At 39.2% G+C, this 20,819-nt stretch carries 16 protein-coding genes, 2 tRNA genes, 2 riboswitches and 1 other annotated feature; of the genes, 7 read left to right on the forward strand and 11 right to left on the reverse strand.

The features are described 5' to 3' along the window. Positions 1 to 189 precede the first annotated feature (189 nt). Positions 190 to 1,071, reverse strand: a complete 882-nt coding sequence (locus tag CS931_RS09245) for a folate family ECF transporter S component (protein ID WP_099205502.1) — start codon at positions 1,069 to 1,071, stop codon at positions 190 to 192. Positions 1,072 to 1,282: 211 nt separating this feature from the next. After that, a riboswitch (THF riboswitch) is annotated at positions 1,283 to 1,397 on the reverse strand. Between the two features lie 46 nt (positions 1,398 to 1,443). After that, a riboswitch (ZMP/ZTP riboswitch) is annotated at positions 1,444 to 1,521 on the reverse strand. A gap of 291 nt (positions 1,522 to 1,812) precedes the next feature. On the opposite strand from CS931_RS09245, the gene lepA reads away from it, so the two are divergent. Next, positions 1,813 to 3,612, forward strand: a complete 1,800-nt coding sequence (lepA, locus tag CS931_RS09250) for a translation elongation factor 4 (protein WP_099205503.1) — start codon at positions 1,813 to 1,815, stop codon at positions 3,610 to 3,612. Positions 3,613 to 3,705: 93 nt separating this feature from the next. Then, a complete protein-coding gene (gene pgsA / locus CS931_RS09255; protein ID WP_099205504.1) occupies positions 3,706 to 4,278 on the forward strand; it encodes a CDP-diacylglycerol--glycerol-3-phosphate 3-phosphatidyltransferase in 573 nt (190 codons plus the stop codon). 115 nt (positions 4,279 to 4,393) lie between these two features. Here pgsA and xylA read toward each other — a convergent pair whose 3' ends face one another. Together xylA and CS931_RS09265 are read right to left on the reverse strand one after the other, a co-directional pair. Next, the gene (gene xylA / locus CS931_RS09260) at positions 4,394 to 5,701 is read right to left on the reverse strand and encodes a xylose isomerase (RefSeq protein ID WP_099205505.1); all 1,308 of its coding nucleotides are present in this window, start codon (positions 5,699 to 5,701) and stop codon (positions 4,394 to 4,396) included. A gap of 217 nt (positions 5,702 to 5,918) precedes the next feature. Beyond that, positions 5,919 to 8,009 (reverse strand): glycoside hydrolase family 3 C-terminal domain-containing protein, encoded by a 2,091-nt coding sequence (locus tag CS931_RS09265; protein WP_099205506.1) that lies wholly within the window; start codon positions 8,007 to 8,009, stop codon positions 5,919 to 5,921. Between the two features lie 207 nt (positions 8,010 to 8,216). Between CS931_RS09265 and CS931_RS09270 the strand changes: the two genes are divergently transcribed. Continuing rightward, positions 8,217 to 9,386 carry an ROK family protein gene (locus CS931_RS09270; protein WP_099205507.1) on the forward strand — a complete coding sequence of 390 codons (1,170 nt, stop codon included), beginning with the start codon at positions 8,217 to 8,219 and terminating at the stop codon, positions 9,384 to 9,386. A gap of 67 nt (positions 9,387 to 9,453) precedes the next feature. Here the strand turns inward: CS931_RS09270 and CS931_RS09275 are convergent, their stop codons facing one another. The 3 genes from CS931_RS09275 to pheT are packed head-to-tail and all read right to left on the reverse strand — an operon-like array spanning position 9,454 to position 14,043. Beyond that, the gene (locus CS931_RS09275; protein ID WP_099205508.1) at positions 9,454 to 10,116 is read right to left on the reverse strand and encodes a ComF family protein; all 663 of its coding nucleotides are present in this window, start codon (positions 10,114 to 10,116) and stop codon (positions 9,454 to 9,456) included. Then, on the reverse strand, positions 10,113 to 11,618 hold the full coding sequence (gene galT, locus CS931_RS09280; RefSeq protein WP_099205509.1) for a UDP-glucose--hexose-1-phosphate uridylyltransferase: 1,506 nt from the start codon (positions 11,616 to 11,618) through the stop codon (positions 10,113 to 10,115). Before galT ends, CS931_RS09275 begins: the two co-directional genes overlap by 4 nt. 52 nt (positions 11,619 to 11,670) lie before the next feature. Then, positions 11,671 to 14,043 carry a phenylalanine--tRNA ligase subunit beta gene (gene pheT, locus CS931_RS09285; RefSeq protein WP_099205510.1) on the reverse strand — a complete coding sequence of 791 codons (2,373 nt, stop codon included), beginning with the start codon at positions 14,041 to 14,043 and terminating at the stop codon, positions 11,671 to 11,673. 107 nt (positions 14,044 to 14,150) lie between these two features. Between pheT and CS931_RS12670 the strand changes: the two genes are divergently transcribed. Then, positions 14,151 to 14,236 (forward strand) — tRNA-Lys (locus CS931_RS12670). Here the strand turns inward: CS931_RS12670 and pheS are convergent. Both pheS and CS931_RS09295 read right to left on the reverse strand, forming a co-directional pair. Further along, positions 14,234 to 15,262, reverse strand: coding sequence for a phenylalanine--tRNA ligase subunit alpha (pheS, locus tag CS931_RS09290; RefSeq protein WP_099205511.1), 1,029 nt, complete (start codon positions 15,260 to 15,262; stop codon positions 14,234 to 14,236). The two genes, CS931_RS12670 and pheS, sit on opposite strands and share 3 nt — an antisense overlap. 147 nt (positions 15,263 to 15,409) lie before the next feature. Continuing rightward, positions 15,410 to 15,630: a binding site (T-box leader), on the reverse strand. 50 nt (positions 15,631 to 15,680) lie between these two features. Next, positions 15,681 to 16,250: an ECF transporter S component gene (locus CS931_RS09295; protein WP_099205512.1), complete on the reverse strand. Its 570-nt coding sequence runs from the start codon at positions 16,248 to 16,250 to the stop codon at positions 15,681 to 15,683. 219 nt (positions 16,251 to 16,469) lie between these two features. Here CS931_RS09295 and CS931_RS09300 point away from each other — a divergent pair. Together CS931_RS09300 and CS931_RS12675 are read left to right on the forward strand one after the other, a co-directional pair. Further along, positions 16,470 to 16,545: transfer RNA gene (locus CS931_RS09300), tRNA-Pro, on the forward strand. A 17-nt stretch (positions 16,546 to 16,562) separates the two neighbouring features. Then, on the forward strand, positions 16,563 to 16,700 hold the full coding sequence (locus CS931_RS12675; protein WP_159459789.1) for a hypothetical protein: 138 nt from the start codon (positions 16,563 to 16,565) through the stop codon (positions 16,698 to 16,700). A 547-nt stretch (positions 16,701 to 17,247) separates the two neighbouring features. On the opposite strand, the gene CS931_RS09305 is transcribed toward CS931_RS12675, so the two are convergent. Then, a complete protein-coding gene (locus CS931_RS09305) occupies positions 17,248 to 18,177 on the reverse strand; it encodes a tyrosine-type recombinase/integrase (RefSeq protein ID WP_159459790.1) in 930 nt (309 codons plus the stop codon). Between the two features lie 190 nt (positions 18,178 to 18,367). Here CS931_RS09305 and CS931_RS09310 point away from each other — a divergent pair, with 190 nt between their 5' ends. After that, on the forward strand, positions 18,368 to 18,682 hold the full coding sequence (locus tag CS931_RS09310) for a type II toxin-antitoxin system RelB/DinJ family antitoxin (protein WP_099205514.1): 315 nt from the start codon (positions 18,368 to 18,370) through the stop codon (positions 18,680 to 18,682). Positions 18,683 to 18,792: 110 nt separating this feature from the next. Here the strand turns inward: CS931_RS09310 and CS931_RS09315 are convergent, their stop codons facing one another. Both CS931_RS09315 and CS931_RS09320 read right to left on the reverse strand, forming a co-directional pair. Then, positions 18,793 to 19,371 (reverse strand): hypothetical protein, encoded by a 579-nt coding sequence (locus CS931_RS09315; protein WP_099205515.1) that lies wholly within the window; start codon positions 19,369 to 19,371, stop codon positions 18,793 to 18,795. A 13-nt stretch (positions 19,372 to 19,384) separates the two neighbouring features. Continuing rightward, on the reverse strand, positions 19,385 to 20,761 hold the full coding sequence (locus tag CS931_RS09320; protein ID WP_099205516.1) for an AAA family ATPase: 1,377 nt from the start codon (positions 20,759 to 20,761) through the stop codon (positions 19,385 to 19,387). Between the last annotated feature and the right edge of the window lie 58 nt (positions 20,762 to 20,819).

Consider the following 20,819-nt stretch of genomic DNA (forward strand, 5'->3'; position numbering starts at 1 on the left):
TTTTGTCGTTTTTTAATTTATTTTTTATTTTTTTAGGACAATCTCTTTATTCACTTATTTCTCTTTTTTAGCCTATTTTTGTAATAAGAAAAAAGGATAGAAACATCTTTATCAAATGTTTCTATCCTTAATTAATAATATAATCTTTTTACTTTAATTTGCAATAAAAATAGTGATGTCCTTCCCTAATTATTGAATCAAGTCTTTTAAGCCTTTCTGACGACCAAAGACACCCAATAAAATGGCAATAAAATAAGCCTTTATGCTGTTGCCAAAAATTTCTTCAATGGCGCGGGGAAGCCAAATGACAGAGAACGGCAAAACCTTCCATGATTCAAACAGAGTCTCTTGCATTAAAATAGTGTTCAGCGTAGTCACAATCAAACCCGAAATTAAAAGTGTAATCAGCAACGGCATAATTTGTCCCTTTTTTGCTTCCTGCGAAAGCTTTTTAGAGAAAATCAAGTCGACGATAATCAATATCAATCCCAAAATAGCACTGCCTAAAACCCCTGCCGTCATAAAAATTAAATACATTTCTAAATTGGCAGATGGGTCTTTTGTACCAATGGTTCTCGTAATCAGCATTTTACTAATCAGGTGCATACCATCTGTATCAATTTGGTCTATGGGCATTTTCGCATAAAAATCTCTATTTACGCCATCCATTGACAAAAACACACTATTGCTAATTCCGATTACCAACATCAATGCTGAAAACACTGCAACACTCATTCGTGTTTTCTTGCCGTCAGTGTTTCGCAAAAGTTTCCAAATTAGGCCACGGAGAAAACCACCAACCGCCACTATTAAAGTCATGAGTGGTAAATATGGTCCCGTAGGCTTGAGTATGTATCCCAAAAGGTCTGAAAGACCAGAAGTCACAGCACCATAGACAGGTCCAAATAGAATGGCAGGCATCATCGAAAAGATACCCGATATGCCGATAGACATTCCGTTTTGTCCAAACAGTGGAATGTGAAAAGAAAATACAGTTTGCAGAACAAGCGAAATACTTAAAAATACCGCAGAAAGCGTGATGCGGCGAACATGAAACGTAGATTGTTTCAATTTAAAATCCCCTCTCTTAAATCCCTGAATCTTTCGATTCCATATGTTTTATTTTGCTGTGGGATTTCTGAAAACAAAGAAGTATTTGCACTCCTTTTTTCATCAAGAAATCTTCTCATTGATTCTCTATGTTCTTTTCATAATAAAACACCTCCTGTTACACAGCACAGCTGCATAACAGGAGGCATACTTTCGCTGATTCTCCTGATGCAGCAGCGGGATGCGAACTTTGTACCGCAAAGCCGTTCGGCTTTTTCGTCCTGCTGACAACTCCCCGTTCAGCAAGCACTGCTCCATAAAGGATACGCACAAAATTCTACTCTGCTTAGCATCTTTACTTTTGTTTAAAAAGCAAAAAAGCCTGACAATCTAAGCTTTTGCCCAGACGGTCGGCTAACAAGGCTATACTCCCTGTGGTTGATTCCACTTCCGTCAGTCATATAGCTTTTTCATAATATCACGCTATTTTCTCTTTGTCAATCCAATTTCCTTTGCTTTTGTAGCCATTTTTTGACGGATATTTATGGCTAAATCACATAAATCAAATATCAATGCCCTTAAAACTCAATTTTGCGCTTAACTTATGACAAAAGGCTTGTATGAATGCCTTTGTTTATGCTAGAATAAAACGATAAGACAGCTATTATTAGCTTGTATCTATTTCCAAACTGATTTTGTGCTTTTAACCGATAAGATTTAATCTTACTGGCACAATTTCCACGAAAGGAATCATCATATTATATGGACAAAAGTAAGATTCGCAATTTTTCGATTATTGCCCACATTGATCACGGCAAAAGCACATTGGCTGACCGCATCTTGGAACAGACCAGTGCTGTTGCTCTGCGTGATATGGAAAATCAAATATTGGATAACATGGATTTGGAACGTGAGCGTGGTATTACGATTAAGGCTCACGCCGTCACGCTTGTTTATCAAGCCAAAGACGGTGAAGATTATATTTTCAACCTTATTGACACCCCTGGCCATGTCGACTTTAACTACGAGGTCTCTCGCTCTCTCGCTGCATGCGAAGGTGCTATTTTGGTTGTTGATGCTTCGCAAGGCATAGAAGCACAAACCCTTGCCAACACTTATCTTGCTGTTGATTCTGGGTTGGAGATTTTGCCGGTTCTTAATAAAATTGATTTGCCCAGTGCAGACCCTGATCGAGTTTCGCAAGAAATTGAGGACATTATCGGCATTCCTGCTCAAGACGCTCCCCGTATCTCTGCCAAAACAGGCATTAATATAGGTGAGGTCATGGAGCGCATTGTCGCTGACATTCCAGCTCCTACAGGAGACGACAACGCTCCTTTACAAGCTTTAATTTTTGACTCTATTTATGATGCTTATAAAGGTGTTATTATCTATGTGAGAATCAAAGAAGGTACTGTAAAACCAGGTGACCGCATTCGTTTAATGGCTACAGGTGCTGAATTTTCAGTGGTAGAATGTGGCTATTTGCGTGCCACAGCTATGGAACCTGCTGATTCTCTCTGTGCTGGACAAGTTGGCTATATCACGGCATCTATCAAAGACGTACGGCAAACTCATGTAGGCGACACGGTCACTTTAGCAGAAAGACCGGCTGAAAAGCCGCTTGCCGGTTATCGTGCGGTTCAGCCTATGGTGTTCTGCGGTATCTATCCGGCTGATGGTGCTCACTATTCTGATTTACGTGATGCGCTTGAAAAACTGCAGTTAAATGATGCCTCTTTGACCTATGAGGCTGAAACCTCTATTGCTTTGGGCTTTGGCTTCCGCTGCGGATTTTTGGGACTGCTTCATATGGAGATTATTCAAGAACGTTTAGAACGTGAACACAATTTAGATTTAGTGACCACTGCTCCCAGCGTTGTTTATCATATCACCAAAACCAACGGTGAAGTGCTTGTGATTGATAACCCAACCAACTACCCTGACCCTGCCACCATCGGCGGTGCAGAAGAACCAATCGCCAATGCTCACATTTTTGCGCCGTCATCGTTTGTCGGCAATATTATGGAGCTTTGTCAAGACCGTCGGGGCACTTTTATGAACATGGATTATTTGGATGCAGACCGTGTTGACATTCACTATCATCTTCCGCTAAACGAAATCATTTATGATTTTTTTGACGTGTTAAAATCACGCACGAGAGGCTATGCTTCTTTTGACTACGAGCTGATGGGCTATGAACCCAGCAAGCTTGTAAAATTGGATATCATGATTAACGGCGAAGTGGTTGACGCGCTTTCCTTTATTTTGCATGCCGACAATGCTTATGCTCGCGCCAGAAAAATGGTAGAGAAATTGAAAGATAACATTCCACGCCAACTCTTTGAAATCCCGATTCAAGCAAGTGTTGGCGGTAAAATTATCGCGCGTGAAACCGTTAAAGCTGTACGTAAAGACGTTTTGGCAAAATGCTATGGCGGCGATATCTCCCGTAAAAAGAAACTGCTTGAAAAACAAAAAGAGGGTAAAAAGAGAATGCGGCAAGTTGGCTCAGTGGAAGTGCCGCAAGAGGCCTTTATGTCTGTGCTAAAACTTGACTAAGCTTGTATATAGACTGTTTTAAAAGGAACATCTATTAAGCTGTTTTACCTCTGCAATCGTTCGCCAATTTATCCTTGAGAAAGAAGGTTTCTTATGAACTTACCCAATAAATTGACAGTTTTAAGAATTTGCATGGTTCCCTTGTTTGTGCTTTTTATGCTTGCAAACTATATTCCCCACCGTTTTCTGTGGGCCTTCATTATCTTTTCGGTCGCTTCTTACACCGACCATCTTGATGGCAAAATTGCTCGACAACAAGGTTTGATTACCAACTTTGGAAAACTGATGGATCCCCTTGCTGACAAGATTTTGGTTATGGCCGCTTTAATTTGCTTTGTCCAACTGGGAATTGTCGGTGCTACAGCCGTTATACTGGTTATGTTTCGTGAATTTGCTGTCACCTCTATTCGCTTGATTGCCGTCGAACAAGGCAAAGTGATTGCTGCCAACAACTGGGGTAAAGCCAAAACCATCTCGCAGATGGTTGCCATTATTCTCATTCTCATTTTCCAGACAATCTTAGGCTTTATGACCGCTCCTACTGATACTTTGCTTTTGATTTTTAATGTGATTTCACAGGTCCTAATTTGGATTTCCGTTTTATTTACGATGATTTCAGGCATTATCTATGCCAAAGACAGCGCCTATATTTTTAAAGATATGTAAGCTATCTAGTTATTTTCATAGAAAAAGAGAGTGTATTCCACGCTGAATACACTCTCTTTTCGCAAAAAAACCGGCACAGTTGAAAAGCTGCACCGGTTTTTTGTTTTATCTGAACTTATACAAGATAGTCGTTGAGGCGAGCTTTCACATATTCAATGTGGCTTGACTCCATTTTAATCTCATTGTTTTTCAGAGCATAATCGCTCAAAGATTCCAAATCTTCTTTGTCAGCTACAATGCTGGCACCGATTCCGCTTTGATAAGAAGCATAACGATCTGCGCGCAGATTGTCGAAGAAACCGTCTTCTTTCAGTTTAGCAGCTGCTTTCAGACCACGAGCAAAGGTGTCCATACCAACCACATGAGCAATAATCAAATCGTCCATTGCAAAAGATGAACGGCGAACTTTAGAGTCAAAGTTGATACCGCCGGGAGCAATACCACCGTTTTCCAAAATTTCATACATAGCCAGTGTGGCATCAAACAGATTGGTTGGGAACTCATCGGTATCCCATCCAAGCAATACGTCACCTTGGTTGGCATCGATTGAACCAAGCGCATTATAGCAACGAGAAACGTTGAGTTCATGCTCAAAGGTGTGTCCTGCCAAAGTAGCATGGTTAGCTTCAATGTTGAGTTTGAAGTGACCTTCCAGTCCATATTTCTGAATAAAAGCCATTGTGGTGGCAGCATCAAAGTCATATTGATGTTTGCTTGGTTCTTTTGGCTTTGGTTCTAGCAAAAATTGCACTTTGTGGTTAATCTTCTCAGAATAAGCAATCGCCATTTTGAAAAGTCTTGCAATGTTATCTTGCTCTAAGCCCATGTCAGTATTCAAAAGGGTTTCATAGCCCTCACGGCCGCCCCAGAACACATAGTTCTCACCGCCAAGCTTTTTGTTGACATCCAAACCTTTTTTAACCTGTGCAGCAGCACGGGCAAAAACGTCTGCATTGTTGGTAGAAGCAGCACCGTTTACAAAAACAGGGTTAGAGAACATGTTGGCTGTATTCCATAGCAATTTAATGCCGGTTTTATCCATTTTCTCTTTAATCAAATCGGTGATTTCATCTATGTTAGCAAAGAATTCTTCTAAAGAATTGCCTTCGGGAGCAATATCTACATCGTGGAAGCAGAAATACTCTACGCCCAATTTTTCAAGCAGTTCAAAAAAAGCCTCAACACGGTTTCTGGCTGTCTCCATGGGAGTTGCACCCATCCATGTACGGATGTTTGTGGGGTTGCCAAATGGATCTGAACCGTCTTGTGTCATAGTGTGCCAATAAGCTACTGCAAAGCGCAGGTGCTCTTTCATGCTCTTACCCAGCACTACTTCATCAGCATTGTAGTGATGAAAAGCAAACATGCTGTCTGATTTTGGTCCTTCATAATTTACTTTCTTTACATTAGGAAAATATTCCATATCAGTCACCTCTTCTAGTTTGTTTGCATAATAAACTAACTGTTCATATCCTAGCATGTTTTGTGTTGCTTGTCAATAGATTTTCCTGATTCTTCACGCAATATTTTTATATTATAAACAGAATTTTGATGCTTATCTTTATTAATATTGACTGTTTAAAAGAACGGTTTTTTTCTTAAAAACTATTGAAAACCTGTGTAATCTATTTTATTTGCCTTTAAACTGTGATTTCAGTTTGCAGAGGACGTTGACCCGTGAGAGAAACACTGCGTTCATCGGGCTGTGTAAAGCCAACATGCAAAATATGCTTTCCTGCGATAGTCTGCACATTTCCCTCTGCATCATAACGAGCAAATGCGTTGGGATTCAGATTAACAGTAACCTCAGTTGATTCACTTGCTGACAAACGAACCTTTGCTATTCCGCACAAATTCCAAGTTTCTTTTTGTTCAGGACTTTCTACGTAGACCTGTACAGTTTCTCCCGCAGACATTTTGCCAGTATTTTTAACCGTAACTGTGCATTTTTCTTTATCGGCCTGCAAATTATTTAATGTAAAAGAAGAATACCCTAAACCAAAGCCAAACGGGTACAAGGCCTCGCCTTTAAAGTAGCGATAGGTTCTGCCTGTCATGTTATAATCGCGGAAATCAGGCAAATCATCTGTATTGCGATAGAACGTTAACGGTAGTTTGCCTTCTGGGCTAAAACGTCCAAAAATCAGTTCAGCAAGAGCGGTTCCTCCACAAGCACCCGGATAAAAAGCTTGTACAACAGCGCCTGCGTTTTCGTCCGCATATTCTACACTCAAAGCACTTCCTGAAATCAGTACGACAATCACTGGTTTTCCGTCGGCTGCCTCGGTAACTTCTCTCAAAAGTGCTTCTTGGCGACCGGGAAGTTTCAAATTCGGCTTATCGCCACTGCCAAATTCATTGCCGGCGTCGCCTTCTTCTCCTTCAAGTCCTGCATCCAGACCCAAGAAAAGCACGATGGCATCACTGCGACGAGCAACAGCTCTCGCTTCAGCCATACGATCATCTGCCATAGAGAGCTCTGTCATGCGATCTTTATACAAATGACAGCCTTGTGCAAACAGCACGCGTACGCCCTCTTTTTCCGCCAAATTCTGTATTCCCATCAGTGGTGTAACAGGATGGCTAGGTTGTCCCTCATAGTTACCCTCTAACGCACGGCGATTGTCTGCATTGGGGCCAATGACACCAATCGTTTTAATCGAATGGACATTTAAAGGCAAGGTACCATCATTTTTCAGCAAAACTAGGCTTCGCTTTGCCGTCTTAAGGTTAAACTGCGCATGTTCTGGAGAGTCAACCTCTTCAAATGGAATACTACTATAGGCTGGGTTTTCAGGCGCACCCAAAAGTCCTAAACGCATGCGAGTTGCCAAGAGACGTGTCACCGCTTGATCAATCTGCTCTTCCGTGAGAAGTCCTTTTTCCACAGCATCTACAGCGTGAACAAACATATTGCCGCAGTTCACATCGCAGCCTCTGGAAATGGCCAATGCGACAGACTCGACCGGAGAATTTGTCACTCTATGATTTTCATGGAAATCTTTGATTGCCCAGCAATCAGAAACCACGTGACCTTTAAATCCCCACTTTTTGCGCAGAATATCTTCCAACAAAAGCTTTGAACCGCAGCAAGGTTCGCCTAAAGTACGATTATAAGCTCCCATGACTGCCTCTACCTCTGCTTCTTTCACAGCAGATTCGAATGCTGGCAAATACGTATTCCACAAATCATAATCGTCACATACTGCATTGAATTCATGACGTTCTGACTCAGGGCCAGAGTGTACTGCAAAATGTTTGGCACAGGCTGCCGTTTTCAGCTGCTCTGCATTTTTCTGCTGCAAGCCTTTAATATAAGCAACACCTAGTCTTGCCGTTAAGTAAGGATCTTCACCATAGGTTTCGTGCCCTCTGCCCCATCTGGGATCACGAAAAATGTTGATATTGGGACTCCAAAAGGTTAGACCCTTATAAATATCATGGTCTTCTTCCTCTTGAAAAGCATTAAATTTTGCACGTCCTTCTGTTGCAATTACTTCAGCCACTTCAGATAAAATTTCTTCGTCAAAGGTAGCCGCTAAGCCAATAGCCTGTGGGAACATCGTTGCCACACCGGCACGTGCTACGCCATGCAGCGCTTCACTCCACCAGTTATAGGACGGGATATCCAATCTGTCAATCGCCGGAGATGTATGCAGCATTTGAGACACTTTTTCTTCCAAGGTCATTTCGGCAACTAAAGCAGCCGCTTCTTTTTCAGGATTAAACATTTTATACTCCTATCTTTTATTTTTAATATGATCTATGCTTATTTCTAAGTATGACTTGAACAAGAACGATTGTCAACGAAATTCTTTTCTGTTCTATATCTATTTTTATTTCATTAAAGGAATAATTTTTTCTTATAGTTTGAAATCTTGTTAGCTGTGTGGTAGACTTAACCATGCAAACTCACTAAGAGGAGTGTACAAAAACTTATGGCTGTCAATAAATATTTGATTCGTGAACAAAATGAATCTGTTGTTCTTAAAACCATTATCGACCGTGAACCCATATCCCGTGCAGAAGTCGCTGCTATCACCCATCTCAACAAAGCCTCGGTCTCTTCCATCGCCAAAACACTGATTGAAAATCATCTGGTGCATGAAACCGGTATGGGTGATACAAGTTCCGCAGGCGGCAGAAAGCCTATCATGCTGCAGTTTAACGGTCACTGTGCTCTTGGCATTGCCCTTGACATCGGCTCTGACTATATCGCCGCCGTTCTTTCCTATTTAAACGGAGAAATTGTGTGTTCTGTCATTCACAAAAAACTTTCGATTCATAAAGAAAACATTTTTTCTTTAACAGATGAAATCATACATGATTTTGAAAGAAAAGCACCGCAAACACCTCATGGTATTGTGGGAATTACAGCAGCCATTCATGGCACTGTCTGTGAAAATCGAATTCGCTTTACGCCCTACTATGATTTAGCTTTAATCGATTTGGCAAATGAGCTTCAAACTCGCTACTCTTACCCTGTTATGCTTGAAAACGAAGCTAATCTCACTGCTTTGGGAGAATACAGTTTCTCTTGTCCTTCTGATAATATTATTAGCATTAGCATTCACAGCGGCATTGGCGCCGGGTTAGTGTTGAATGGCAATTTGCTCACAGGGCAGCATGGCCAAGCCGGCGAAATCGGACATTCAATTTTAATGCCCGACGGCAAAATTTGCCCCTGTGGCAACCACGGCTGTTTGGAGCAATACGCCTCTAACAAAGCGATGTATGAACGATTTGCCGCTGAAAAACAATTAGCCACCGTCAACTCTGATATCCTCTCTGCGGCCTATCAAGGCGAAGATTCTCTTGCTGTGGAACTACTCCATGAAAATGCTAAACTTCTTGCCGTTGGTATCAATAATATTACTACTTTTTTTGACCCTCAAATCATCATTATCAATAGTTCGGTCTATCGAAAGAACCCCAAATTAATTGAACAGCTTTCTCAACATATCAAAAGTTCTTTCACCGATAAGGTCACTGTTCGCAACAGTTTACTAGGAGAACAGGCTCCTCTTTATGGCGGAATTGCTTCCATCGCAATGGATTTTCTTCACATCCCAAATTTAAAGTTCAAGGGCTATCCAGATGTCTTTTAATTAAATTATCAGCAAAAAACGAGAGAGGAATCAATCCTCTCTCGTTTTGCTGTTTATCATAGGGTACTTATCTCATTGCTTTTGACCTACTTGTGTCAGCAAAGCAAAGACCACAAACTTCATCCGCACCCGCTCGAAACAATTCTTCTGTACAGGCAGAAAGCGTAGCACCAGTGGTCAAAATGTCGTCAATGAGTAGAAGTTTCAGACCTTTTGCCGTGCCTTTTGCTGCAAATACATTTTTTACATTTTCAACACGTTTTTCTGCGGGCAATTCGTGCTGAATTTCATTTTCTCTTACCTTAATTAACAGCGGAAGAACGGGAACTGTCAGCGATTTGCCTATTAATGCTGCCAATAACTCGCTTTGATTATAACCTCTCTGCCTTTTCCTCTTTTTTGAGATAGGTACGAAGCAAATTGCATCAAACTTCATTTTAAGGTCAGCAGAGGCTTCTGCCATCACTTTTGTCATCGCATAACCGTATACTTTTTTGTTCGAAAATTTGAATCGTTGTACGGCTTTTCGATAGGCACCCTCATAGGGTACTACGCAAACAGTCCTGAGTTTTTTCTCTTTTTTCACAATGGGTAAAGAACGTTGAATTGATTTTTGGGGGAAATTCCGTCTGCAAGCTTCACAAAACTCATGCTCCCGCACTCTTTTTCTGCAAAGAGGACACTTAGGCGGAAAAAGCAGATTCAGGAATTTTTCAAACCAAATGCTCATACCTGCTCACAAAAACGTCTGAATGCTGCTTTACCGATTTCATCCGTTTTGTATACGCCCGCATTTTCGAGAATCTTTTTGAAAATTTGACCAATGCTATTTTGAATTTCTTCGTCTAATTTATCAGCAGAAATTTGTTTATCTGACAGCTGTTTATACCACTTTTGGTGCTTTTTCATTTCTTCTGTCTGCATAATCTCATCTGCTTCTTCAGGTTGCAAAAGAGCCGCTTTCAGTTCTGACATCTCAGACAACAATCTTGGCGGCAAAATAGCCAACCCCATCACTTCGATCAACCCAATATTCTCTTTTTTAATGTGGTGATATTCAGCATGCGGATGGAAAATGCCCAATGGGTGTTCTTCGCTGGTGCGATTATTACGCAAGACCAAATCTAGCTCAAAGCTTTCTCCTCTGCGTCTGGCAATGGGCGTAATCGTATTATGCGGTGTTTCGTCAGTGAACGCAAATATACCCACACTTTCATCTGAATAGCCTCGCCACGAGTTCAAAATCTTGCCTGCCAAATCTAAAAGTCGCTCTTTATTCGTAGATTTCAGACGAATCACTGACATAGCCCAATCCACGAGCCCAGCCTCAACATCTTCAAAGCTTTTGAATACAACTTTTTCTTTCACAGGCGCTTTTGCCATGGGAAATTCATAATTTCCTCCTTGGAAGTGGTCGTGAGTTAAAATTGAACCACCCACAATTGGCAAATCCGCATTTGAGCCGACAAAATAATGAGGAAATTTCATTTCAAACTCCAGCAAATTGGCCATTGAATCACGCGTAACTTTCATTGGCTCATGTTTACCGCTGAGTAAAATGCAATGCTCGTTGTAATAAACATAGGGAGAGTATTGCAAAAACCATTGATTCCCCCTTAAGTCAACCGGAATTAAACGATGTGTTGCTCTTGCCGCTTGATTGGCACTGCCCATAAACCCCTCGTTTTCACGGCAAAGTGCACACTTGGGATAACCTGACTGCGGCGCATTTTTAGCTGCCGCAATCGCTTTAGGATCTTTTTCAGGCTTAGACAGATTAATCGTGATAATCAATTCACCATATTCAGTGGCAACTGTCCATTTCTTATCTTTTTCAACTCGATCTACTCGAATATAATTGGAATTACGGCTTAAATTATAGTAGTAATCAGTTGCCGCTTGTTTGTCATCAGCATATAGTTGTTCAAATTTTGCAATCACTTCACTAGGGCGGGGCATCAGGCAATTCATCACTTCTGTATCAAATAAATCTTTTGCATCCTGTGTGTCGTCTGTCAGAATTCCGCTTTCAAGTGCATACGCACAGATTGCCTCCAGTATTTCTGCCGGATAGCGAAGTTCCTCTCCCTCAAAAGGAGAAGGTTCATAATCTTTACTCTGCAAGAGTGCCAATAGTCGATTGAGTGTATAAGCCTTGTCATGCTCTGTTATCAATCCTTTTTGCAGTCCATAATTCACCAAACGGTCAATCTGCCAATGAATCAAACTCATCCTGATTCCCCTATCTTTCCCCTATATTCCAACACTTTATTTTATACTAAATTTAATTACCTTTTAACGTCATACCGTGCTCTGCCAGTTTTTCCAAAATAGCGTCTGTCTGTGGCTGCACTTCTTCTCTTGTCAGCGTTTTGCTTTGTGATTGGAAAGAGAAACGCAAAGTCACGCTCTTTTTGCCGCCGTCCACAAATGTATCAAACAAGCTCACTTTTTTCAGAAGCTCTTTGTCAGTATCCTGCCATGCTTTTTCCATATCGGCAAAGAAAATGCCTTCAGGAACCCACAATGACAAATCAATATCAATACCCGGATATTTAGATGGCTGCTGATAACGAATTTCTTCTGCCGACACTTCCTCTGCAAAAGTATCCATATCAATTTCGGCGCAGACAATACAGGCTTTTTTATCTAAACTACCCTGTACAACTGGATGAATGACAGATAAGAAGCCAACTTCTTTTTCATCTGATAATATTTTTGCTGTATTCATGGGATGCTGCCAATCATACTTTGCTTCTGTACCTTCAAAGCTGAAGTTTTTATGCTTGATAGAAGATGAAAGCAGCGCCAGCATTTCACGCAGACGGAAGAACAAATCTTTCTCCTGCTCTGTTTTGCTGAATAATACAATGCCCAGCTTTTTGCGCTCATTGCAGTTTTTATCTTCTTTTAAACCTTGCACCACACGACCAATTTCAAATATGCCAAAGCTTGCCGCAAAGCCTTTATTCTCCTGTACAAAGGTCAAAAGCGACGGAACCATCGAGCTGCGAATCATTTCATTTTCAGGGGTCATCGCATTCGAAAGACGAACATTCTGGTCGGGAACAATGCCCAATTTCTTTAGCTTTTTGCTATCATACCAAATATAAGAATTCACTTCATGCAAGTGATAGTTATGAACCAAAATATCTTTGGCAAAATTATCGCACAAGTTGGCTGCAGAACGTCTGACAGGTTTAATGGCGGTTTTAGTTGTTTGAATATCAAAGTTGTCATAGCCATAAATACGGGTAATTTCTTCAATAATATCTGCCTTCATCGTAACATCTTTTGTAGAACGCCAAGAGGGCACTTTTACATCAAAGGCGCCATTGTTTAAAGTGACACCAAATCCTAAGGCAGAAAGAGTTTTCACAATTTCTTTGTCTGAAATGGAAATGCCTGTATAGCGATCAACAAAAGTCTTGTCAAATTGCAATTCAATTTCAGGGTAATGATTGGCATATACATCTGTTAAACGAGAGGAAACTTCCACACCACTATCGATTTCTTGCAGCAGCTTTAAAATTCTGCCAATGGCATCCACTGTCATTTCGGGGTCAAGTGTTTTCTCAAATCGCATACTGGCATCGGTACGAAGCCCTAAGCGTGAAGAAGACTTTCTAACACCGACAGGAGCGAAGTTTGCTGCTTCCAACAGCAAAGAATCCGTATCATCTTCAATCTCAGATTCCAAGCCACCCATAATACCGGCAATGGCAACGGGTTCTTTTTCATTGCAAATCATCAGTGTGTTTTCATCAATTTCACGCTCCACGCCATCAAGCGTTTTAAACGTAAATGGCTTATCAAAGCGTTTCACTTCAATGGAGTTTACCTTGCGGCTATCAAAAGCATGAGTGGGCTGACTGGTTTCGAGCATGACGTAATTTGTCAAATCAGCAAGCAGATTGATTGCTCTTGTTCCGCAGTAGAAGAGGCGAATACGCATATTGACAGGACTAGTTTTTTCGTTGATATTTTTTACTTTCATGCCGCAATAACGGAAGCAGCGTTCTGTGTCTGCAACCTTCACTTCTACAGGCTCTAGTGAATCGTATTGATGAACATCAGCTGTCACAAGGGGGTTAAGCGGTCTGCCTGTCAAGGCAGAAAATTCTCTGGCAATGCCATAATGTCCCCATAAATCAGGTCGATTGGTCAGCGATTTATTATCTACCTCAAACACGATATCTTTAATTTGGTATAGTTCTGTAATATCCGTACCAACCGTAGTATCTTCAGGTAATTCCATTAAACCGCCATGGCCATCACTAATGCCAAGCTCGGCTTCTGAACAACACATACCAAATGATTCATATCCGGCAATTTTGGTTGCCTTAATATCCATACCACCGGCAAATCCACCCTCTTTGACAAAGGGGACGATTAAGCCCTCTCGTACATTTGGTGCGCCACAAACCACATCATAAATTTTATTGCCCGCATCTACTTTAAGCAAATGAAGCTTTTTAGAATCAGGATGTTTTTCTACCGACAAAATTTTACCGGCGACAACATCTCTTAACTCTCTGCCTTTATATTCAATTCCCTCAACTTCAGCCGTTGACAAAGTAAAACGCTGAATGAGTTCCTCTTGATTGAGTCCTGACAAATCGACAAATTCCTGTATCCAATTCATTGAAATTAACATATTAATTATTTCCTCCTAAACAGGTGGCGGTGAGCCACCGCTGGCATGTCGCGATACTCATGCTTGCGCACTCTCCACTCGCTACAAATTTTCAGTTTTGTTTCCCACAAGGATAGCGGTATATTGAATTTATGGAGCACTTGACTTTTAATCAAAGTGTTTTAAGCCGCAGGTTCGAATCCTGTTGCCTTTATTCATGCTTAAACTGTGAAAGTGACTTTAGATTGCCACTATTGAAATCACGAATGTCTTTAACGCCATATTTCATCATAGCCAGACGGGTTAAACCCAAGCCAAACGCAAATCCGGTATACTCATCAGGGTCAATACCTGCCATTTTCAGCACATTTGGGTGAATCATTCCGCAGGGGCAAAGCTCCAGCCAACCGGAGTTTTTGCAGGACGGGCAGCCGTCACCACCGCAAATCAGGCAGTTGATATCAAGCTCAAAACCAGGTTCCACAAAGGGGAAAAATCCAGGGCGTAAACGCACCTTGACGTCTCTTTCAAACACTTCTGAAAGCATTTTTTTCATGAAATAAATCAAGTTGGAGATTGAAATGTCTTTGTCAATCATAATGCCTTCCATCTGGAAGAAAGTCGTCTCATGGCTGGCATCGGTCGATTCATTTCGGAAACATCTGCCGGGGAAAATCGCACGTAGCGGAGGACCATATTTTCTCATAATCGCATTTTGTGCAGCTGACGTATGTGTTTTCAGCACTTGACCATTTTCAAGATAATAGGTGTCATGCGTATCACGAGCGGGGTGAAATTCAGGAATATTGAGAGATTCAAAACACTGATAGTCGTTTACAATTTCTGAAAAATCTTCAATGGTGAATCCCATAGAAGAAAAGATTTCTTCCAGCTGTCTTTGTACCAATGTAATAGGCGTATAGGAACCCACATTGTCTTCTGATGGCAAAGTGACATCGTATTTTTCAGCACTGTTCACTAGCTTCTCAATCTCTGCCTTCTTAATTTCTTCAACTTTCTGTTGAATCAATGTCTCGGCATATTTTTTCAGTTGATTAACATGCAGACCGATTTCTTTCCTCTGGTCATTGCTGGCATCTTTCAGACCTTTTAGCAGTTCTGTGACGGCGCCTTTTTTGCCGAGATATGAAATTCTAAGTGCCTCGGCGGCTTCTCCGGTCCGTGCTTTATTCAGCTCTGTTTCAAATTGCTCTTTTAGTCTTTCTATTCTTTCTTGCATTTTTATCCTCTTTTCTATTAAATATCGTTTCATGACTCAATCAAATAGGTGGGCTTTACCTTCCCTTTTGTTTGATTTTCAAAACAGACATTCGCAAATTTATTTTAATTAAGAATAAGATTTTGGGTATATAAAAAGCCTCATCCCAAAAGGGACGAAGCTTTTATCTCCGTGGTACCACCCAAATTTAGCAGAAAACTGCCCTCATACAGTCGATAACGTGACCCACCCCGTCTGCACCTAATCTAATTTCAGCACAACCGCTCCCAAGGGAACTTCATCTTATCCTCCTGCAAGCGCGCTTTCAGCCCATGACACGCTCTCTCTGCCCATTTAAAAAAGATTACTTCCTTGTTCATTGCGTTTTATTTTAGCTTATTATAGCGCAGTTTAGCGCCTTTTTCAAGAGGTTTTCGGCTTATTTGTCCCAAAGCTTGCTTTGTTTCATGGCTTTTTGTACCGGTGGGTACAAAATCAGAGAAATAATAACTGCTAACACCGCGTTAATCAAATTGACCACCAGCTTAGCACCGCCTGCTGTTAATACGGCCATCCAGTTCTGTCCCATAATTAGACTATCAACAATCAAAGCATTGAGCTGTGCAAAGAAAATGTTGGCGAGCACACCCACTATTGTGCCCAAAAGATTCCTTTTAAAACTTCTTTCGGTTCCTGCTTTGCCAAAAGCAATTTTCCCGCATAAAAACCCCATGGCAAACTTTTGAACAAAGGTAAAAGGCGAATACATCGCAAACATAGGGTTTGTCAGGTCATACAACGCCATACCGAGTCCCCCAGCAAGACCACCCCACACTCCACCTATCAGCAAAGATGCAACCAAACACACCGCATTCCCCACATGAATCATCGTGTTCCCAAACCCAATGGATATGGGAATATTGATGAACGGTCCTAAAAAGGAAAGCGCGGTCATCATCGCCAAAACAGCCATTTGTTTAATTTTATCTTTTTTCTCCATCGTCTGCATTTTGCTCCACCCTCATTCTTTACTATATAGTACCTGCCAAACCATTCTCAAATAAATTTTCTACGCACGAGTATCTTTTTTTAAGAGAATTGCATACCTTATAATATATCTTAAATTTTTCTACTCGTCAATTTTTCTACTGGCTTTTATTAAAGAAAATTTTTGTAGAATTTATATCTTGCATTATTTTGAATAATAGTATATAATAAATAACGTTTTCGGGGTGTGGCGCAGTTGGTAGCGTGCTTGACTGGGGGTCAAGAGGCCGCAGGTTCAAGTCCTGTCACTCCGACCAATAATATTAAGGCTCTGGTGAGGGGAAAATCGTCTAAGGATTATGCCCCAAACCACAACTTTAATATGTTAGCTTTGTTCATGCAACAGCTTATCGCTCGTGCCTTTGATGTTATCGTTTTGACGGAAATGTCCGCAGGCAGTCTTGACGGCTAAAACATAAACAAAGTTATATGTCAATTGTATTGTGTGTCCTATTTGTGCCTACTGTTCCAACTATGTTGAGTGTCTGCTCACATAGAGTATCTATTCATGGTTACTTCCAATAAGCATGAATAAGGAATATATAAAGTACGCTCTAGGCTCTATTCAATTGTCAAGGTACTCGCTCGTTGCAGCTTGTCTTATCGTTGGCGATAAAAGGCGGCAAGTTCAACGGCAATCTATTTCAAGCATTACTGCTTAAAACCAAAAGAATAAGGACTTCCAGATGTTACCACACACCTAAAAGTCCTTGAATGTATGCTCAACTCGTGATATAATCACAAGTAAGAACGCTTCAATAAGTCTTATAGTAGATGTGTCTGCATCTGTTGTAAGGCGCAAGCCGATACTAGTTTGCGAGACTGGTATCGGCTATTGAGGTTCTTTTTGCTTTTCTCAACACCTTTTATACTTCTATTGTACCAAATCAAACCTTAAACGTCAACAATAATGGAAAAATATTCTTTTTTGACTTGAGAAAACTCAAGTCTTTTTTTGTTTATATTACTATATTCTCAAATTCAGTTTCATCTTGTTGCAACAACATAATCTGCTCCATTAAGAACTCCTTGTCTGGTGCAGCGTAGGTATTTAAAGTAAATGCTACATCACTATGTCCCATGATTTGCGCCAATGCTTTTATGCTGACTTTTTTCTCTACCATTCGTGTCGCAAAGCTATGTCGGAGCATATGGGGTGTAGTATGCCGGATTTGAGCTATCTTACTTGCCTTTTCACAAATGTATTCAACTTTCGATTTGCTTAATTTTATTCCGTCTTTTCTGCAGAAAATATATTGGGATTTCTTATAGCACCGATTTCTGATTTCCAAGCAGCCGAGTATTTTCCTAGCTTGTGGCAGCAACGGAACTTTTCTTATTCCATTTTCACTCTTACTATCTTTCACATATATAAAATTAGTTTTCTTATCCCAATCTTGCCACTCTAGATTTGTGCATTCACTTAGTCGCAATCCTGTCAAAAGATAGAAGCGTATCAAAAATTCATCACCCATGGATAAATTTTTTAACGCTTCTTCAAAACTTTTTTGTTCTGCTTTAGTTAGTGGTAAAACCTCTCTAACCTTTGCGCACTTAGGAATTTTTATTTTATGTATTGGATTTGCCGGACATACACCATTTTCACAGGCAACGGTATATGCCAAGGAATAAACAACAATAACATGCCTTATAGATGACTTTGCATATTTTTTCCCCATTGCATTAATAACCATTTGAAATTGCATTTGTGTTAACTTTCGCAATTTAATATCTTCAATATCAAGGCAAAAATTTTTAATGCGCAACCTTGCATAATAATAGCAGTTTTTTGTTGTATCTTTTAAGTCTTGTGTGTAATACTCAAACCACAAATCCAACCACTCTCCAACGGTATAATCTTTTTGTGTCTGCATTTGTTTAATATACATCCTGCACCTCATAATAATTATTTTTTAGAACAATGTATATTATGTCACCTTTTGTAAAATATTGTAAATTTTTAGAATTTTAGATATAGGGATAGATGTCATTGCAAATCATATACAATAGTGTAAAACAAGTTATCGATTTTTACTTTACAAAGTTGTATAATTGATTTACATTAAAGGAGGGGTAAATATGTCACAGTCAATGGTAAATTTCCGCATGGACGCCGAACTGAAAAAACAAATGGAACAAGCCTGTAAAGACATGGGACTTAACATGACAGCTACTTTCACTATTTTTGCTACGAAAGTTAGTCGTGAAAAAAGAATTCCTTTTGAAATATCTGCTGACTTTTTTTACTCTGAACGTAACATGAATCATTTACAAAATGTTATTACTGATATTGAATCCGGCCGAGCTTCCCTTTCCGAACACGAATTAATTGAGGAATGTTATTGTGGGAAGAATGTGGTTCAATCGTTACCTAAAAATCATTACGAGGACTAAACACAAAAAAGCCGTTGTACAGCGTAAAAGCTATACAGCGGCTTTCGTTTTATAAAAACGATGAGGTATATTATGAAAACTTTATTTCTAACAAGTCATACTATTTATTGTTAGGTTTCTTTTGTCACAAGAGTCAAACAATAATCGATATATACCTCTAAATTAGTAGAATCACATTTCCTTAAGGTATCAGAAAATTCTTGAGCCATTTTTATATCTAAATCCCCTTTATTAGTTGGAAAAATTTTGATATAATCTTTCTTCTTTTCAACTTCTATCTTACACTTTTCCATTGTTTTCTCTAATTTTGGCTCGTTATAAATAGGCACGATATAGTCATATAACCAATGATTGCGGAATAAGGCTTTTGACATAAACCTTTCTTTTGTTTTTTCTTCACAATCATCTACATCCATTATTATAAACAATTTAAAGTTCATTAATTTATTTTTCTGACGTTCAATATCTTTAAAATTTCTTGCAAAATCTTCAATACAACGAAAACGAGTATCTGTCTGCAACAAATTCACTAAACCATTAACTTGAATACTATGTCCTCCTTTATGTTTTGAGATAATTTCATGTTTGATTTTTAAATTTGATTTTATTGAAGAACATATAAGTAATTCGGATTGCCCATGTACAATTGACATAACTCTAGTTTTAATAGGTCTTCTTTTGTTTGCCATTATGTAAATTCTCCTAATCCAAAATTTTACTTTCAAGATTATGAGAATCAAGTTGAGCATTAACATCAGATACTATTTCGTCAAAATCAAAGTAACCTACAAAAGGAATGCCTTCGTAATCCCCGTCTAAATACTTTTTTTGTAAATTATTATTGCGTTGAGTTCTAAATTCATAGTCATCAATACAAACGATTTCTTTATTTCCATTGACATCTGAACGAATAATATAAACATTTTCTCTTTTTAAACTACGCATCATTTGTGTGTTGTGTGTGGTACCAATAAATTGACCCTTTAATGATTCTTCTAAATCCTTAACTAATTCACACATCAGTAAATCATGAATCCCACTATCCACTTCATCTACAAAAACACTAGTCCCATCAATGGCAGCAAAAAAAAGAGGAAACACATTTAATAGTTTTTGAGTACCTGTAGATTCACGAGTAAAAGGAACGTCAACTAATCTTCCATTAATTTGTTTTCTGAAATAAAGATTATATTCATATTCTTCATTATCAACTGTTTTAACATCATAATATACTTTCTTAACGTCTGCATATAGTGATGTAAAAAAAGAATTAAGAGCGTTTTCAAAGGTTTTTAACTCCAAATTATCTTTAGCTTTTATTTTCCCCCCTTCAAGTTGACTCAAAAACTCGTAAGAAATGGCCACCTGAGAAACATGATTTCTATTATCTTTACAGAGTATTGATAAATCTCTAAACCAGCTTAATACATCCAACAAACTACTATTAATTTTTGATTTTACATACTTTGAGTTTTTAGATGATAACTCATTAAACAAAATTGCGACAAAAGTATGTTTTCCCCAAAACATTTTTATCGTTTCTTTTAAATCTATAATGTATTTCATATCCACAAACACACTGGGGCTAAAAAATATTTCATCTTCAGATATGGAAAAAACTTTTCCCACTCTTTCTCCTACCAGATATTTTATTTCTTCATAGACTACTTTATTATTACGAAAAGAGATTGAATAGCTTCCCTCTTTTTCGTTTAGATAAAAACCAATCTCAATTGACATAGGCTCGGTATTTTGTAAAGATTGGTTTTGTTGAATTAATTCCTCCAAAGTATAAGCATTAAGTGCTAAAAATTTTTTTAGAACATCGCTTTTAATTCTATCTGGAAGAACTCCAGCTATACCAGATACTACAGCTTCATTTTCTTCTAAATATTTGGGTCTTCTCATGGTTTCAAATGTCTGAGATAAAAACTGTAAAGATGCAATCAAATTAGACTTTCCTGCTCCATTTTCCCCATACACAAAAGCCAATTTTTTAGGAATTTTTTTAGGTCCTCTTAAATCTAACATAATCTGACTGAAAGACCTAAAATTATTTAGTTTTAAATAAGACAGCATATTAACTCCCCCTTCTGATATATATTGTAACACAAAACCTTATTATTATCAAATATTA

It is taken from the genome of Scatolibacter rhodanostii (assembly GCF_900197595.1).
GTDB classification, from domain to species: Bacteria; Bacillota; Clostridia; order Oscillospirales; family Acutalibacteraceae; genus Scatolibacter; species Scatolibacter rhodanostii.